Source organism: Nocardia sp. CA-119907 (genome assembly GCF_050955995.1).
Lineage (GTDB): Bacteria > Actinomycetota > Actinomycetes > Mycobacteriales > Mycobacteriaceae > Nocardia.
This window is the reverse complement of record NZ_CP192091.1, coordinates 6,353,983-6,368,872: the sequence shown is the minus strand read 5'-3', so window position 1 is coordinate 6,368,872 and position 14,890 is coordinate 6,353,983. Positions and strand designations below refer to the sequence as shown.

Sequence of the window (14,890 nt, the reverse complement as noted above, 5' to 3'; positions counted from 1 at the left end):
CTAAATGACCATCGGGGATCTTGGATTTGCGCTGCCCGCGTTCGTCGTCGGCACGGGTTCGTTACCGTCGCGGGAGCAGATGTTATGAGCCGCCGTGCGGCGCGGGCACCGGGCTGCGATACCCACGATATGGTGCTGGTGCACCGGGTCTTCCGTCGCGAATTCGGTTTGCTGGCAGACATTGTCGAGGTCACCTCGCCCAATGATGTCGAGCAGGTGGCGCGGATCAGTGAACATGCTCGCGAGATGCTCACCGCCCTGCACCACCACCATGGGTGCGAGGATGAGCTGGTGTGGCCGAGATTGCGTTCGGCGCAGGTGGATTCGGCGCTGGTCGAATGCATGGCCGCCCAGCACGACGAGATCGACTCGGCAATGCGGCGTGTCGATGCCGAACTGGCCGAATGGGAACACCAGGGCGGAACCGAGACAGTGGATCTGCTCGTCGACGACCTGCGCCGACTCCATGCGGTGCTGACCGAACATCTTCGCCTGGAAGAGGATTCGGTACTGCCGATCGTTGCCGAGACACTGACCGAGTCGCAATGGGCCGAATTCGGCAAGGTCGATCTGGCGTCCCTGCCGAAGGGGCGGGCGCTGATCTTCCTCGGTCATATCGCAGAGGAGGCCGACGAGCGCGAATGGGCGGAATTCCTGAGCCGCGTCCCGGTTCCGATCCGGTTGCTGTACCGCCTGTTCGGCCGTCGCGGCCATGCCAGGGAGACCGCGTTGCTGCGCCGAGATCTGGCCTCGATCGGCAAGGTCGTGAAATAGCGCGGCTCACCGGGCCGGGAAGCGGATGATGCGATCATCACCGGCACGGACGTCACCGCGGCCGTCCGTGTTGGAGGTGGTCAACCACAGGGCGCCATCGGGGGCGATCGCCACCGTGCGCAGGCGACCGAGATCGGGTATGCGGGCCTGCGGCGTGCCGAGTGTGCCGTCGTGCAAGGGGACCGTCCACAGTCGTTCGCCGCGCAGCGCCGCGACGTAGAGGGTGTCGCCGGAGATGGCGATGCCCGACGGCGAAGCTTCGGCGGGCTTCCAAACGATCTGGGGGTCGGTGAATCCGCGATCGACGCCGCCCATACCCTCGACGGCGGGCCAGCCGTAGTTGCGGCCCGGTTCGATCAGATTGATTTCATCGAAGGCGTTCTGGCCGAATTCGGCGGCGAAGAGTCGGCCCGCGGAATCCCAGGCCAGACCCTGTACATTGCGGTGGCCCAGGCTGTAGACCGGCGAGCCGGGCGTCGGATTGCCCGGTGCCGCAGCGCCATCGGGTGTCAGGCGCAGGATCTTGCCATTGGGGCTGGCCGGGTCCTGAGCTCTACCGCCGTTCCCCGCATCACCGGTTCCGACGTAGAGCATGCCGTCGGGCCCGAAGGCGATCCGGCCGCCGTCGTGATTATTGGCCTTCGCGATGCCGTCGAAAATGACCTCCGGTTGTCCGTCGAGTCGCAACCGCACGATCCGGTTATCGTCAGCGGCGGTGAAATAGGCATAGACATAACGTGTTTCGGCAAAGTCACGGCCAACCGCGAGCCCGAGCAGACCACCCTCGCCGCGCGCGACGACACCGGGCACCTCGTACACCGGCTCCGGCGCCCGCCCGGGACGCACGCGCAGAATCCGCCCGGTATCCCGCTCCGCGACCAGCGCGTCACCATCGGGCAGGAACGCCAGCCCCCACGGCACGTCGATATCGCTGACGATCTCCTCTCCCGCATCCAGATCCGGCACACCCGATGGTGCACTCGGCGCGGTGCTGGTGACCACGGCCGTCGCCCGATCGGGCTGTGCTTCGGGACCGCTTGCACAGCCCGCGACGACGGCCACCACGAACAATGCGGCGACGGCTGTCCGTCGACGCGCAACTGAACCTGTGATCCCCATGCGTCTGCCTCCGATATGCGTTTGCGGTCGGTCACCGGCGGGGTGCACATCGATCTTGCCCGGTCCCCGCTCACCGATGTCGAGATGGGGCCCCGAGGCAGCGCGCTAGGCTCGACGCTGGGCCAGCCGCTGTGGGAGGGAAAGATCAATGCAGATCGCCATCGTCGTCTATCCGGGCATGACCGCGCTCGACGTGATCGGGCCCTATGAGGTGCTTCGACTACTGCCCGGCGCGCGGCTGCGATTCGTCTGGCACGAGCCGGGTCCGATCACCACCGACAGCGGCGTCCTAATGCTCGGCGCTACGCACTCCTTCGATGAGACACCATCTCCCGATATCGTCCTCATCGGCGGTTCGGGCCCGGCGACGGCGACCACGGCCGCCGACGAACGACTACTCGCCTGGCTGCGGCAGGTGCACGAGACCTCGACCTGGACCACATCGGTGTGTACCGGCTCGGTGGTCCTCGCCGCCGCCGGGATCCTGAAAGACAAGCCAGCGACATCGCACTGGGCCGGGCTGTCGGCGTTGAAGGCGCTCGGCGCGCAGCCACGCGGCGCGGAGCGGATCGTGCGCGACGGCAAGATCGTGACCGCCGCGGGTGTCTCGGCCGGTATCGATCTCGGCTTGTGGCTAGCGGGGGAGATCGCGGGCAAGGAGGCGGCCGAGGCGATCCAGTTGATGATCGAATACGATCCGCAGCCGCCCTTCGACAGCGGGCATATGAGCAAGGCGAGTTCGGCCGCGCGGCGCAAGGTCACCGCGATGGTGGGTCGCGAGGGCGCCGATCTGCTCACCGCCGATCCGCGCGCCGTCGTCCGGGAGGCGAGCGCCATCGCCAAACTGTCGTGGACCACGGCGATCGACCGCGCCCGCGCCCGTCGTCGACTGGGCAGGCGTTAGTTACTGCCTGCCACCAGCACAGCCGCCAGGGCGATCGCGCCGGGCAGGGCCTGTACGAACAGGATTCGACGGCTCGCGGTCGCCGCACCATAGATCCCGGCGACGACAACGCAGGCGGTGAAGAAGATCATCGCGGCGAATCCGACCGGGTCCGACGCGATAATGCCCCAGATCAGCCCGGCCGCCAGGAAACCGTTGTAGAGGCCCTGGTTAGCGGCCAATACCTTGGTCTGCTCGGCGAATTCGGCGGTGCTGCCGAAGGCCGCGCGCACCCTCGGCGTCGTCCACAGGAACATCTCCATGACGAGGATGTAGATGTGCAGCAACGCCACCAGGCCGACGAGCACCTCGGCTACCACGCGCATGAGCTGATCCCTTCACGGAGAGTTTGTCGTCCACAGGATGATCGATCGCGGACCGGTGCGTCGGAAGGCGCGCCAAGGCGATCCCGTCGGCCACTAGCTCTTGTGCAGGGTCCCGGTGACATTTCCGAGGATCCCGCTGAAGCCGCCGCTGAAGCTGTAGCTCACCGAACCGTCCGATTGCAGGACGACCTTCGAGACCGACCCTTCATCCATACAGCCGCTCGCACCGCCGGACAGCCGCGCCACGAAAGAGATCTCGCTATCGGAGACATTGGTCAGTCGTTCGGCGCGTTCACAGCGACTACCCGAGGCCTGGCCGGTATTCGACGAACTCGCGATCTCTTCGCCGACATTCCCGGCACGGATGGTCAGCTCGATATCGAAGGTGGCGAGCGCATCCCTGGCCGTCCCGGTCCATTTGCCGACGAAGGCTTTCGGCACCGATGTGCCCGCAGTCGAGGTGCTCGAGACCTCCGTGGTCGAGGGGGTCGCACTGGTGGTCGCATCGGAGGTGGTGCTGACCGTCGCGGAACGATTCGCGACAGCGGAATCGGAGGATTTGCCTTTGAGCTGTGTGCCGATGACGAAGGCGCCGACCGCGACCACGACACCGACCACAACGGCGGCGACGATCAGCGCGGTACGGCGACCGTGACGCTTCGGTTGCGCAGCGGGGTGATTCGGATGCTGGCCGGGCGGCTGCGGCCCGACAGTGTAGGCGGGTTGCGGCCCGGACCGGTCGTAGGCCGGAGGGTAGGGCGCGTACACATTCGATCCACCCGTCCGACCGGCATGCCAAGCCACCGTTTCGGCGGCCCCGCCCTGCCCCGTCCGCACGGGTCCGGAATTCGTCGGCTGTGCCGGTGTGTGCGGCCCCGAATTCGATTGCGGCACAGGCCGGAACAGCGTCGGCGCCGACCGCGACGGGTCCTGCGCGGGTTGCCCGAACCCGACCTGCGGCATCTCGACCGACTCCAGATCGAGCAGCGCCACCGCCCGCCTGCTCACCTCCTCGAGCACCGGCGCGGGCAGCCAGCCGCCGCGTTCCGGAACACCGAGTTCGGCCAGCTGATCCAATAGCTGCTGCGGTGTCGGACGCGCGGCGACATCCTTGTTCAGACATGCCGCGATCAGCGGGCGCAAACGCTGCGGCACCGCCGCCAAGCGCGGCTCCTCGTACACCACCCGATATAGCATCTGCACCGTCTCGCCGGAGCCGAACGGTCCCTGCCCGGTCGCCGCGTAGACGAGGACGCCGCCGAGTGCGAAGACATCGCCCTCGGGTCCCATCGCCGGGCCGACCACCTGTTCCGGACACATGAATCCCGGTGAGCCGATGACATTCCCGGTGGTCGTGAGCGCGCTGTCCTCGGCGGCCCTGGCGATACCGAAGTCGATCACCTTGGGCCCGTCCACGGCCAGTAGCACATTCGACGGTTTCAGATCGCGATGCACGATTCCGGCACCGTGGACGGCGATCAATGCCTCGGCCAGTCCGTGCGCCAGCACCAGCAGCGTCTTCTCGCTGAATGTGCCGAACTGCTCGACCGCGTCGGTCAACGAGAACCCGGCGACATATCCGGTCGCCAGCCATGGCGGCGTCGCGTCCACATCCGCGTCGAGCACCTGCGCGGTGAATTTACCGCCGACTCGCCGCGCCGCGGTGACCTCGCGCCGGAATCGCTCCCGGTACTCGTCGCCGATCAGATCCGGCCGGATCACCTTCACCGCGACCGTGCGGCCACCCGCGCTGCGCCCGAGGTACACCCGCCCCATCCCGCCCGCGCCGAGCAGGCCGAGCAGCCGGTAATCCCCGATCCGCGTTGGATCGTCTGTGCCGAGCGGTCGCATCGCGAAATGGGGTCCTCTCACATGACGTCGAACAGGCAAAGGCTACTCATGGCCGCGCGCGGTGTCCGCACGCACCGAGCCTCGACCACGTTATCGAGCGGCGGTAGCCCCCACGTTTCGCGGCGCGCGATCTAGCCGTGCGCGGCCGGAACCGGCGCCGGAGCGTCCCGCCGCACCTGCCGTGCCAGCAGATACGCGGCGATGACGGCCGGAATGTTCATCAGCACCCCGTACACCGCGGGCGGCACCGCCATCTGCGAATCGTGCAGCACGCTCGAGGCGACCGCGATGGCCAAGGCGCCGTTGTGGATGCCGATCTCCATTGCCGAGGCGATCGCCTGATCGGCCTGCACCTGGAATACCCGCGGCACGGTGTAGCCGATGATGAAGCTCAGCGTCGAGAGCAGCAGGCTGAGGGTGGCGAGTTTGCCGATGTTCTGGGTCAGCGTGTGGAACTCGCGCCCGACCGCCGCCACCACGACCAGAGCGAGCACCACCGCCGAGACGATCTTGACGTTCTTGCGCATCCGGTCCGCCCATGCGGTGAACCGGCGATGCACCCACATCCCGAGCGCGACCGGAACCAGCACGATCGCGAAGACCTGGATGAACTTGTCCGGCCGCAGCCCGATCGTGGCATCGTCCGCCATGAACAGGGTGAAGGCCAGCGTGACCACCAGCGGCAGGGTGAAGACCGCGAGAATCGAATTGATCGCGGTCAGCGTGATATTCAACGCCACATTGCCGCCGGCGATATGGCTGAACAGATTCGCCGACGGACCGCCGGGGGATGCGACGAGCAACATCACTCCCACGGCCAGCGCACCCTCGAGTCGGAACAGGTAGACCAGGCCGAGGCAGATGGCGGGCAGCACCACCATCTGACACACCAGCGCGATCACCGCCGCCTTGGGATAGCGCAGCACCCGCGCGAAGTCGTCGACGGTCAAGGTCAACCCGAGTCCGAACATCACCAGCGCCAGGGCCAGCGGTAGGAACACGGCGAAAATCGTTGAACCCATTCAGATCTCCTCATCAGGACTCGGTCGGGTACCGACGTTATCGACTCACCGGCGCCGCGGCGACCCCAGCCATGGGAGCCCGGCCAGGGCGGACCGCCGGATTCGACGATGCGATGATGTGTGCGCTGCGCGATCGAGACACTCGTCGGACCTGAAGGGCTTTCCCTGGATGCAGACCTATCGGCTCGTATTGCTCACCCTCGGTACCGGACTCGCCGGAGTGGCCGCCTGCGGATCGGGCGATAGCGGCTCCGCGACCGTCTCCGGCGCGACCACTCCGGTCGCCACCGCATCGACTGCCGCGCCGACGGCGAAATGCGGGCCGGACCTGGCCGCACCGGTGATCCAGTCCGCGATCGCGACCCTGCCCGCGGAGCCGATTACGAAGGCGCCGTGGTCCAGCGATCCGGCCAGTTTCGTAGGCACATTCGATCCGTGCGTCACGCTGTCGGCCGTGATCATCACGGTGCGGGGTGCGACGGGCAGCTCACCGGAGCAGGTGCTGCTGTTCCACCGGGGTAACTTCGTCGGGACGGCGACGCGCGACAGTCACGGGTTCACCGCCTTGGATCCGGGCCGGACGACCGATGACACCGTCGGCGTGACCTACAAGGCGCCCGGCAGCTGCAATGCCTGTCCGGACGGCACCATTACCCCGGTCCAATTCCATTGGGATGGAAAGCAAGTCCAGACGATCGGCACACCACCGAAATAGTCGTTCCGGCCGCCGGTCACGTTCGGCGGAATATGCGGTCCACGGCGGTATTCAGCTCGGCGGCTGGATCGTCGGGCAGGGTCGGCATGCGCCAGGCGATGATTTGATCGGGACGCACGAGCAGCGCGCCGTCACGGGAGAGGCCAACGGTGTCGGTCCAATCCTGGTCCAGCTCATGGACTTCCAGCGGCAGTTGCTCGGCGGCGGCTTTCCAGGCGGTGCCATCGGGTCCGGTGAGCAGGACGCAGGCCGTATCGACGAGGTCGAGCGTGGAGCGACCGTCGGAGAGCCAGTGATGGGGTACGCGGGTGCCGGGTTGGCCGGTCAGATCGAGGTGGGCCATGGTGTTCGCGCTGCCGTCATCGATGACCGCGCCCGAGCGATAGCGGTTGCCGAGGATCAAGGCGATCGGGTCGGCGAGCGGTGTGGCGTCCCTGGATTCACGATTCATGGTGCGCAAGTTGGCGGTTCGGATGCTCGACTGGTCGGCGATATACCAGCCGACCGGGCGGCGTTCCTCGTGATAGGTATCCAGCAAGGCCGGGTCTTCGCCGCGCAGGACGGCCGCCAGCTTCCAGGCGAGGTTGTGCGCGTCCTCGATGCCGGTATTGGCACCGGCGGCGGCGAAGGGCGGCATGACGTGGGCGGCGTCACCGGCCAGGAAGATTCGGTCCGCCCGGTAGCGCTCGGCAACGAACATCCCCGGCTCCCACGGCAATACGCTCAGCACATCGATGCCGATATCGGGAACGCCGATGGCCGTCCGCAATACGCTCGGCCATTCCTCGACGGGACGGTCGATGCCATCAGTGGTGGTGAAGATCCATCGGTGTGACCCATCGATCGAGGCGAAAGCCCCGGGTGCGTCGGTGTTCTCGATCTGGCAGAGGTTGAATTCGCGTCCGCGCACCAACTCCGACAGATCGGCGCGAAAGTAGACATTGACGGCCCGCCCGAGCGTGCCGCGACCCTCACGCGGGATGCCGAGCCGTTCGCGGATCGGGCTCGACGCGCCGTCGGACGCGATCAGATAGTCCGCGCGCAGCCGTTCGACCGTGCCATCGGCGGCGCGGATCGTGGCCACGATGGCGTCGGATTCGGTTGTGAAGTCGGTGAGTTCGACGCCGAACCGCACGTCGCAGCCGCGGGCGACGGCGATGCGGCGCAGCACCGGCTCCAGCAGATCCTGGGCGCACAGGCAGGCGGTGGCCGGGGTGATGGTCGACCAGTCGGGGACACCGCCGGGCAGTGTGAAGGGGATGCGGGTGGCCTGCGCGAGCGTCGGTCCGGCCGCGAAGTGCTGGTACTCCGCGAGGTCGCGGGCGGCCTCCAGGACTTCGTCGGCAATGCCGAGCTGGCGGAACAGCTCCATGGTGCGGATATTGATGCGCCGGGCCTTGGGCTGCGGTGAAGTGGTCGGCCTGCGCTCGACCAGCACCGTTGCCACGCCCTGCTGGCGCAGGAACAGTGCGGCCGAGAGCCCGACCAGCCCGCCGCCGACAATCAGAATACGAGGTGCGTGTACGTTGTACATCATGTGTACTTTGTACACGAATGGTTGAATGCCCGGCAAGGAGGTGGCGATGAGCGAGCGACCGATCAATGCAGCCGAGCCCGGGGTCATGCCGGAGCCGAGCGTCAGCGAGGCGCGGGCATGACCGAGGAGTCCTCACCGCCCGGACCGCTGATCTGGTCGCTGCCGGAACCGCCGGGGCGACCGACCACGACATTGAGCCGGGCGAACATCCTGCGCGCGGCGCTGACGGTGGCCGATGCCGAGGGCGCCCGCGCGCTGACCATGCGCCGGATCGCCACGGCGGTCGGTGCGTCGACGCCGATGTCGCTGTACCGCTACGTCGGCAGCAAGGATGGCCTGGTCGACCTGATGATCGATGCCGTCTACGGTGAGATTCCACTGCCCGCAAAGCCGACGGGGCCGTGGCGCACGGCGCTCGAAGAACTCGCGCTGGCGACCTGGTCGGTGATCCAGCGTCACCTCTGGTTCGGCGAACTCGTGCACACCCGCCCGCCGCTCGGGCCGAATGCGCTGCGCTACTTCGACTTCCGCTTCGCGCTACTCGAGCCGCTGCACCTCACCGCCGACGATATGACGCTGATCACCGCTGCCGTCGACGGCCACCTCATCGGCGCCGCACTGCAACTCGCCGAAGAGAACCGCATGCGCGCCCGTTCCGGCCTGCACACCGACGATGAACTGGCCGCCGCCGCACAACCCATCCTGGCGCCGATCCTCGCCGACGGCCGCCACCCCGCCTTCGCCCGCTGGTTCGCCGCCCGCACCACCACCGGCGGCACCGACCCCGTCCAATGGACCCTGACCTGCCTGCTCGACGGCATCGCGGACCGCATGGGCTTGCCGAAATAGCCGCTGGCTCGATCCGACGAACCGAGCCGACCGCGCCTGACCGAACATTCGCCAGCTGGTTGCTATGATCCTCAGCGCGTCAATCGAAGCGACCCTGTCCGCACGCTGGCGTCGTACTCGAGGCCATGTCTATCGGCCCGTCGACGCTACGAATGCGGTGGTGAACACGCCGCTGCCGACGATCGTGAACCTCACCCCCTATACGAAACTCCCCGAGGGTGTTCCACTGCCCGTGGGGACGATGCTATGCCGCGCGATCGCCTCGAGCTGCCGGTGCCGCCCGGAGTGTCCACCGTATGCTCGCGCGATGCCGCCCAGGGGTCGGCCGGAATCTTCTCGCCCTTGGATGTCTGCGCCAAGGATTCCCGTGTCGCCGAGGGCAATGCGCTGACCTTCACCAGCAGGGCGATGACCGAGCCGACGGCGATCTTCGGTCCGATCAATGTGCATCTCAATGCGATTCGCGATGCGACCGACGGATATTGGAGCGTCACCGTGAACGATGTCGCCCCCGATGGCACCTCGACTGTGCTGAGCACCGGACAGCTCCCGGCATCGATTCGCGCGGTGGACGAGGCAAGAGTGTGCGCTCGGCGAGCGGCGATTACACCGCACCGTTCAATCCGATCACCCTGGACAGCCTGCTGCCCGTCGAGCCGGGAAACCCGGTCACGCTGGATATTGCGGTCATCCCGACCCAGGCCGCGCTGGCACCCCGAGCACCGGCTGCGGGTCGACGTCTTCACCGCGAACCCGCCGAAGGCCTTGGCTTTCCGGCCGATGCTCAACGCCACCGAATTCAAAACGCAATATCTGCGATTCGATCCGGACACCCCGAGCTTCATCAACCTGCCGACGAACCGGCCCATCGGCTGACCCGCGATCCGGACGGTCATCGGAACGCGCCCAGGGGGTCGCGGTCTCCTCCGGCCAGCAGAACTCGAAACCTGGATCGGCAGTTGGGATTTCGAATTGGTCGAAATGTCCGGCGAGACTTGACTCGAACGGGATGGCGGAGTTATTCTATAAACGGGAAGCAATTCGGCGGGGCTTTGTCATGGGCTGAGAAATTTAGATTTCGCACTCGACATTCAGTGGGTACGAGTGTAATTTTGGACGTTGCGCTGGTTGCCTCCCGTCCACCTCATGAACCAATCGTTGTAAACATCATCCGTTGCGGGTGGTGTTTCCTCGTGTGGTGCGCGAGTTTCGTTCGGGTACGCATCCGGGGCGAAATTCGTCAGTGGACAAGCGATGGCCGCGGGTTGCCGCGATCCGCGTGAGGGGAAGGACGCACCTTGTCAGTATCGAGCCGGACGGTCGCCGACAAAGACCAGGTAGTTGCCGGTGTGCCCGGCGCGCCGAAGCGGATTTCCTTCGCCAAGATCCGGGAACCGCTCGAAGTGCCCGGCCTGCTGGATGTGCAAATCGATTCGTTCGCATGGTTGATCGGTTCCCCGGAATGGAAGGCCAGCGCCGCCGCTCGCGGCGAGCAGCGGATACCGACCGGCGGACTGGACGAAATTCTCGAGGAGCTCTCGCCGATCGAGGACTTCTCCGGGTCGATGTCCCTGTCTTTCTCGGATCCTCGTTTCGAGGAGGTCAAGGCCTCCATCGACGAGTGCAAAGACAAGGACATGACCTACGCGGCGCCGTTGTTCGTCACCGCTGAGTTCATCAACAACAACACCGGTGAGATCAAGAGCCAGACGGTCTTCATGGGTGATTTCCCGATGATGACCGAAAAGGGCACGTTCATCATCAACGGCACCGAGCGCGTCGTGGTGTCGCAGTTGGTGCGTTCGCCGGGTGTGTACTTCGACCACAGCGTCGACAAGGGCACCGAGAAGGATCTGCACAGCGTGCGCGTCATCCCGTCGCGCGGCGCGTGGCTGGAGTTCGATGTCGATAAGCGAGATACCGTCGGTGTGCGCATCGACCGCAAGCGCCGCCAGCCCGTGACGGTCTTCCTCAAGGCACTCGGCTGGAGCACCGAACAGATCACCCAGCGTTTCGGCTTCTCCGAGATCATGATGTCGACCCTGGAGAAGGACAATACGGTCGGCACCGATGACGCACTGCTCGATATCTTCCGCAAGCTGCGTCCGGGCGAGCCGCCGACCAAGGAGTCGGCACAGGCGCTATTGGAGAACCTGTTCTTCAAGGACAAGCGCTACGACTTGGCGCGCGTCGGTCGCTACAAGATGAACAAGAAGCTCGGCATCGACTCCGGTACGGCGCTGGTGCTGTCCGAGGAAGATCTCGTCGCGATCATCGAGTACCTGGTCCGCCTGCACGCGGGCGATAAGACCATGACGGCGCCCGGCGGCGTTGAAGTCCCGGTCGAGGTCGACGATATCGACCACTTCGGCAACCGACGTACGCGTGCCGTCGGCGAGCTGATCCAGAATCAGATCCGGGTCGGCTTCTCGCGTATGGAGCGGGTGGTCCGCGAGCGGATGACCACTCAGGATGTCGAGGCGATCACGCCGCAGACCCTGATCAATATCCGCCCGGTCACCGCGGCGATCCGGGAGTTCTTCGGAACCTCGCAGCTGTCGCAGTTCATGGACCAGAACAACCCGCTGTCGGGCTTGACACACAAGCGTCGTCTTTCGGCGCTGGGTCCGGGTGGTCTGTCCCGTGAGCGCGCCAGCCTCGAACTGCGCGATGTGCACCACAGCCACTACGGCCGGATGTGCCCGATCGAGACCCCGGAAGGTCCGAATATCGGCCTGATCGGCTATCTGTCGGTGTACGCGCGAGTCAACCCGTTCGGTTTCATCGAAACGCCGTACCGCAAGGTGGTCGACGGCGTGGTCACCGATGAGGTCGAGTACCTGACCGCCGATGAGGAGGAACGGTATGTGCGTGCACAGGCCAACTCGCAACTCGCCGCGGACGGGCACTTCCTGGAGGACAAGATCCTGGCACGACGCCACGGCGAAGATATCGAATTCGTCCCCCCGGACGAGGTCGACTACATGGATGTCTCACCGCGCCAGATGGTTTCGGTCGCGACCGCGATGATTCCGTTCCTCGAGCACGACGACGCCAACCGCGCTCTCATGGGTGCGAATATGCAGCGGCAGGCCGTTCCGCTGATCCGTTCCGAGGCCCCGATCGTGGGTACCGGGATGGAGTTGCGTGCGGCCGTCGATGCGGGCGATGTGGTCGTCAGCGCGAAAGCCGGTGTGGTCGAGGAGGTTTCGGCCGATTACATCACCGTGATGGCCGATGACGGCAGCCGCAAGAGCTACCGGTTGCGCAAATTCGCCCGCTCGAACCAGGGCAACTGCGTCAATCAGCGCCCGATCGTCGATGAGGGGCAAGCCGTGGCGGCCGGTCAGGTCCTGGCCGACGGGCCCTGTACCGATAACGGTGAGATGGCCCTCGGCAAGAACCTGCTCGTGGCGATCATGCCGTGGGAAGGCCACAACTACGAGGACGCGATCATCCTGTCGCAGCGCCTCGTCGAGGAAGATGTGCTCACCTCGATCCACATCGAGGAGCACGAAACCGACGCCCGCGACACCAAACTCGGTGCGGAGGAGATCACCCGCGACATCCCCAATATCTCCGACGAGGTGCTCGCCGATCTCGACGAGCGCGGCATCGTCAGGGTCGGTGCCGAGGTCCGCCACGGCGATATCCTGGTCGGCAAGGTCACCCCGAAGGGTGAGACCGAGCTGACTCCGGAGGAGCGGCTGCTGCGCGCGATCTTCGGTGAGAAGGCGCGCGAGGTGCGCGACACCTCGCTGAAGGTGCCGCACGGTCAAGCGGGCAAGGTCATCGGCATCCGGGTGTTCTCGCGCGAGGACGACGATGATCTGCCTCCCGGTGTCAACGAGCTGGTGCGCGTGTACGTGGCCCAACAGCGCAAGATTCAGGACGGCGATAAGCTCGCCGGTCGCCACGGCAACAAGGGTGTTATCGGCAAGATCCTCCCGACCGAGGACATGCCGTTCATGCCGGATGGCACCCCGGTGGACATCATCCTGAACACCCACGGTGTGCCGCGCCGAATGAACATCGGCCAGATCTTGGAGACCCACCTCGGGTGGATCGGCAAGGCGGGCTGGGAAATTCAGGGCACACCCGAGTGGGCGGCGTCACTACCCGACGAGATGTGGGCGGCCCCGGCGAACAGCAATATCGCGACACCGGTATTCGACGGTGCCCGTGAAGAGGAACTGACCGGTCTGCTCGGCTGCACCCTGCCCAACCGCGACGGCGAGGTCATGGTCGGTGCGGACGGGAAGTCGACGCTGTTCGACGGCCGTTCCGGGGAGCCGTTCCCGTACCCGGTCGCGGTGGGCTACATGTACATCCTGAAGCTGCACCACCTGGTCGACGACAAGATCCACGCCCGTTCGACCGGTCCGTACTCGATGATCACCCAGCAACCGCTCGGTGGTAAGGCGCAGTTCGGTGGTCAGCGCTTCGGTGAAATGGAGTGCTGGGCCATGCAGGCCTACGGCGCGGCCTACACGCTGCAGGAACTGCTCACCATCAAATCCGACGATATCGCTGGCCGCGTCAAGGTGTACGAGGCGATCGTCAAGGGCGAGAACATTCCGGAGCCGGGCATCCCGGAATCGTTCAAGGTGCTCCTCAAGGAACTCCAGTCACTGTGCCTCAATGTCGAGGTGCTCTCCGCCGAGGGCGCCGCGATCGAAATGCGCGACGCCGAAGACGATGAGATCGATCGGGCGGCCGCGAATCTGGGAATCAACCTGTCCCGCACCGAATCCGCCACGGTGGACGATCTATAGCTGTGACATCACCTCGGCCGCAATGAGTTCCAGATGGGCCAGGTCGTCGAGGTCGAGGATCTGGAGGTAGATGCGGGAGGCGCCGATCTCGGCGTAGCGGGCGATCTTGTCGACCACCTCGGCAGGGGAGCCCGCGAGCCCGTTGGTCTTCAGTTCGTCGACCTCGCGGCCGATGGCGGCGGCGCGGCGGGCCACCTCGGCGTCGGAAGCGCCGACACAGGCCACCAGGGCATTGGAATAGCTCAGATCGTCGGGGCGGCGGCCGCGGGCGGCGACGGCGGCGCGGACGCGGTCGAATTGGCGGGCGCTGTCCTCGACGGAGCCGAAGGGCATATTGAATTCGGTTGCGTAGGTGGCCGCCAGGCGCGGGGTACGGGTGGCGCCGTGCCCGCCGAGCAGGATCGGCACCGGATCCTGCACCGGCTTCGGCAGCGCGGGGGAGTCGGTGAGCTGGTAGTGCTTGCCGTCGAAGGTGAATTTGTCGCCGACTTTGCTCGCCCACAGTCCGGTGATGATCGCGAGCTGTTCTTCGAACCTGGCGAATTTATCGTCGGGGAACGGGATGCCATAGGCGGTGTGTTCATCGGCGAACCAGCCGCTGCCGAGGCCGAGTTCGACTCGGCCGCCCGACATTTGATCGACCTGGGCGACCTGGATGGCCAACGGTCCGGGCAGCCGGAAGGTGGCGGCGCTGACCAGGGTGCCGAGCCGGATGCGCTTGGTCTCTCTGGCCAGTCCGGCCAGCGTGATCCAGGCGTCGGTCGGGCCGGGCAGCCCGTCGGCGCCGCCCATGGCCAGATAGTGGTCGGAGCGGAAGAATGCGTCGAATCCCAGGTCCTCGGTGGCCTTGGCGACGGTGAGCAGCGTGTCGTAACTGGCACCCTGCTGTGGTTCGGTGAAGATGCGTAGCTCCATGCCTACCATGGTGCCCGAAATTGATCTTGTGCATCGGTTCGTGCGGATGCCACCTATCATTGGC

General features: G+C 65.9%; 12 protein-coding genes. 6 read left to right on the top strand and 6 right to left on the bottom strand.

The window, feature by feature from the left end; genetic code table 11:
- Positions 1-84: 84 nt before the first annotated feature.
- Positions 85-774 carry a hemerythrin domain-containing protein gene (locus tag ACQP2D_RS28175; RefSeq protein ID WP_433678937.1) on the top strand — a complete coding sequence of 230 codons (690 nt, stop codon included), beginning with the start codon at positions 85-87 and terminating at the stop codon, positions 772-774.
- Between the two features lie 6 nt (positions 775-780).
- On the opposite strand, the gene ACQP2D_RS28170 is transcribed toward ACQP2D_RS28175, so the two are convergent.
- Positions 781-1,893 carry a PQQ-dependent sugar dehydrogenase gene (locus ACQP2D_RS28170; protein ID WP_433678936.1) on the bottom strand — a complete coding sequence of 371 codons (1,113 nt, stop codon included), beginning with the start codon at positions 1,891-1,893 and terminating at the stop codon, positions 781-783.
- A 148-nt stretch (positions 1,894-2,041) separates the two neighbouring features.
- On the opposite strand from ACQP2D_RS28170, the gene ACQP2D_RS28165 reads away from it, so the two are divergent.
- A complete protein-coding gene (locus ACQP2D_RS28165) occupies positions 2,042-2,797 on the top strand; it encodes a DJ-1/PfpI family protein (protein WP_433678935.1) in 756 nt (251 codons plus the stop codon).
- On the opposite strand, the gene ACQP2D_RS28160 is transcribed toward ACQP2D_RS28165, so the two are convergent.
- The 3 genes from ACQP2D_RS28160 to ACQP2D_RS28150 form a co-directional block, all read right to left on the bottom strand.
- Positions 2,794-3,162 carry a DUF1304 domain-containing protein gene (locus tag ACQP2D_RS28160; protein ID WP_433678934.1) on the bottom strand — a complete coding sequence of 123 codons (369 nt, stop codon included), beginning with the start codon at positions 3,160-3,162 and terminating at the stop codon, positions 2,794-2,796. The two genes, ACQP2D_RS28165 and ACQP2D_RS28160, sit on opposite strands and share 4 nt — an antisense overlap.
- Positions 3,163-3,255: 93 nt before the next feature.
- Complete coding sequence (locus tag ACQP2D_RS28155; RefSeq protein ID WP_433678933.1) at positions 3,256-5,013, bottom strand: protein kinase domain-containing protein; 1,758 nt, start codon at positions 5,011-5,013, stop codon at positions 3,256-3,258.
- Positions 5,014-5,144: 131 nt separating this feature from the next.
- Complete coding sequence (locus tag ACQP2D_RS28150; protein WP_433678932.1) at positions 5,145-6,035, bottom strand: bile acid:sodium symporter family protein; 891 nt, start codon at positions 6,033-6,035, stop codon at positions 5,145-5,147.
- Positions 6,036-6,204: 169 nt separating this feature from the next.
- On the opposite strand from ACQP2D_RS28150, the gene ACQP2D_RS28145 reads away from it, so the two are divergent.
- A complete protein-coding gene (locus tag ACQP2D_RS28145) occupies positions 6,205-6,750 on the top strand; it encodes an LppP/LprE family lipoprotein (RefSeq protein ID WP_433678931.1) in 546 nt (181 codons plus the stop codon).
- Between the two features lie 16 nt (positions 6,751-6,766).
- Here the strand turns inward: ACQP2D_RS28145 and ACQP2D_RS28140 are convergent, their stop codons facing one another.
- On the bottom strand, positions 6,767-8,287 hold the full coding sequence (locus tag ACQP2D_RS28140) for an FAD-dependent monooxygenase (RefSeq protein ID WP_433678930.1): 1,521 nt from the start codon (positions 8,285-8,287) through the stop codon (positions 6,767-6,769).
- 117 nt (positions 8,288-8,404) lie between these two features.
- On the opposite strand from ACQP2D_RS28140, the gene ACQP2D_RS28135 reads away from it, so the two are divergent.
- From ACQP2D_RS28135 to ACQP2D_RS28125, 3 genes are all read left to right on the top strand, one after another.
- Complete coding sequence (locus tag ACQP2D_RS28135; RefSeq protein WP_433678929.1) at positions 8,405-9,136, top strand: TetR/AcrR family transcriptional regulator; 732 nt, start codon at positions 8,405-8,407, stop codon at positions 9,134-9,136.
- 246 nt (positions 9,137-9,382) lie between these two features.
- A complete protein-coding gene (locus ACQP2D_RS28130) occupies positions 9,383-10,012 on the top strand; it encodes a CocE/NonD family hydrolase C-terminal non-catalytic domain-containing protein (RefSeq protein ID WP_433678928.1) in 630 nt (209 codons plus the stop codon).
- Positions 10,013-10,434: 422 nt separating this feature from the next.
- A complete protein-coding gene (locus ACQP2D_RS28125; protein ID WP_433678927.1) occupies positions 10,435-13,911 on the top strand; it encodes a DNA-directed RNA polymerase subunit beta in 3,477 nt (1,158 codons plus the stop codon).
- On the opposite strand, the gene ACQP2D_RS28120 is transcribed toward ACQP2D_RS28125, so the two are convergent.
- Positions 13,906-14,826 carry an LLM class F420-dependent oxidoreductase gene (locus ACQP2D_RS28120; RefSeq protein ID WP_433678926.1) on the bottom strand — a complete coding sequence of 307 codons (921 nt, stop codon included), beginning with the start codon at positions 14,824-14,826 and terminating at the stop codon, positions 13,906-13,908. The two genes, ACQP2D_RS28125 and ACQP2D_RS28120, sit on opposite strands and share 6 nt — an antisense overlap.
- Between the last annotated feature and the right edge of the window lie 64 nt (positions 14,827-14,890).

What these genes read in the sequence shown, in the direction of transcription:
- ACQP2D_RS28170 (WP_433678936.1), bottom strand. Translation starts at nt 1,893, where the DNA reads ATGGGGATCACAGGTTCAGTTGCGCGTCGACGGACAGCCGTCGCCGCA.
- ACQP2D_RS28175 (WP_433678937.1), top strand. Translation starts at nt 85, where the DNA reads ATGAGCCGCCGTGCGGCGCGGGCACCGGGCTGCGATACCCACGATATG.
- ACQP2D_RS28165 (WP_433678935.1), top strand. Translation starts at nt 2,042, where the DNA reads ATGCAGATCGCCATCGTCGTCTATCCGGGCATGACCGCGCTCGACGTG.
- ACQP2D_RS28160 (WP_433678934.1), bottom strand. Translation starts at nt 3,162, where the DNA reads ATGCGCGTGGTAGCCGAGGTGCTCGTCGGCCTGGTGGCGTTGCTGCAC.
- ACQP2D_RS28150 (WP_433678932.1), bottom strand. Translation starts at nt 6,035, where the DNA reads ATGGGTTCAACGATTTTCGCCGTGTTCCTACCGCTGGCCCTGGCGCTG.
- ACQP2D_RS28140 (WP_433678930.1), bottom strand. Translation starts at nt 8,287, where the DNA reads ATGATGTACAACGTACACGCACCTCGTATTCTGATTGTCGGCGGCGGG.
- ACQP2D_RS28130 (WP_433678928.1), top strand. Translation starts at nt 9,383, where the DNA reads ATGCCGCGCGATCGCCTCGAGCTGCCGGTGCCGCCCGGAGTGTCCACC.
- ACQP2D_RS28155 (WP_433678933.1), bottom strand. Translation starts at nt 5,013, where the DNA reads ATGCGACCGCTCGGCACAGACGATCCAACGCGGATCGGGGATTACCGG.
- ACQP2D_RS28120 (WP_433678926.1), bottom strand. Translation starts at nt 14,826, where the DNA reads ATGGAGCTACGCATCTTCACCGAACCACAGCAGGGTGCCAGTTACGAC.
- ACQP2D_RS28135 (WP_433678929.1), top strand. Translation starts at nt 8,405, where the DNA reads ATGACCGAGGAGTCCTCACCGCCCGGACCGCTGATCTGGTCGCTGCCG.
- ACQP2D_RS28145 (WP_433678931.1), top strand. Translation starts at nt 6,205, where the DNA reads ATGCAGACCTATCGGCTCGTATTGCTCACCCTCGGTACCGGACTCGCC.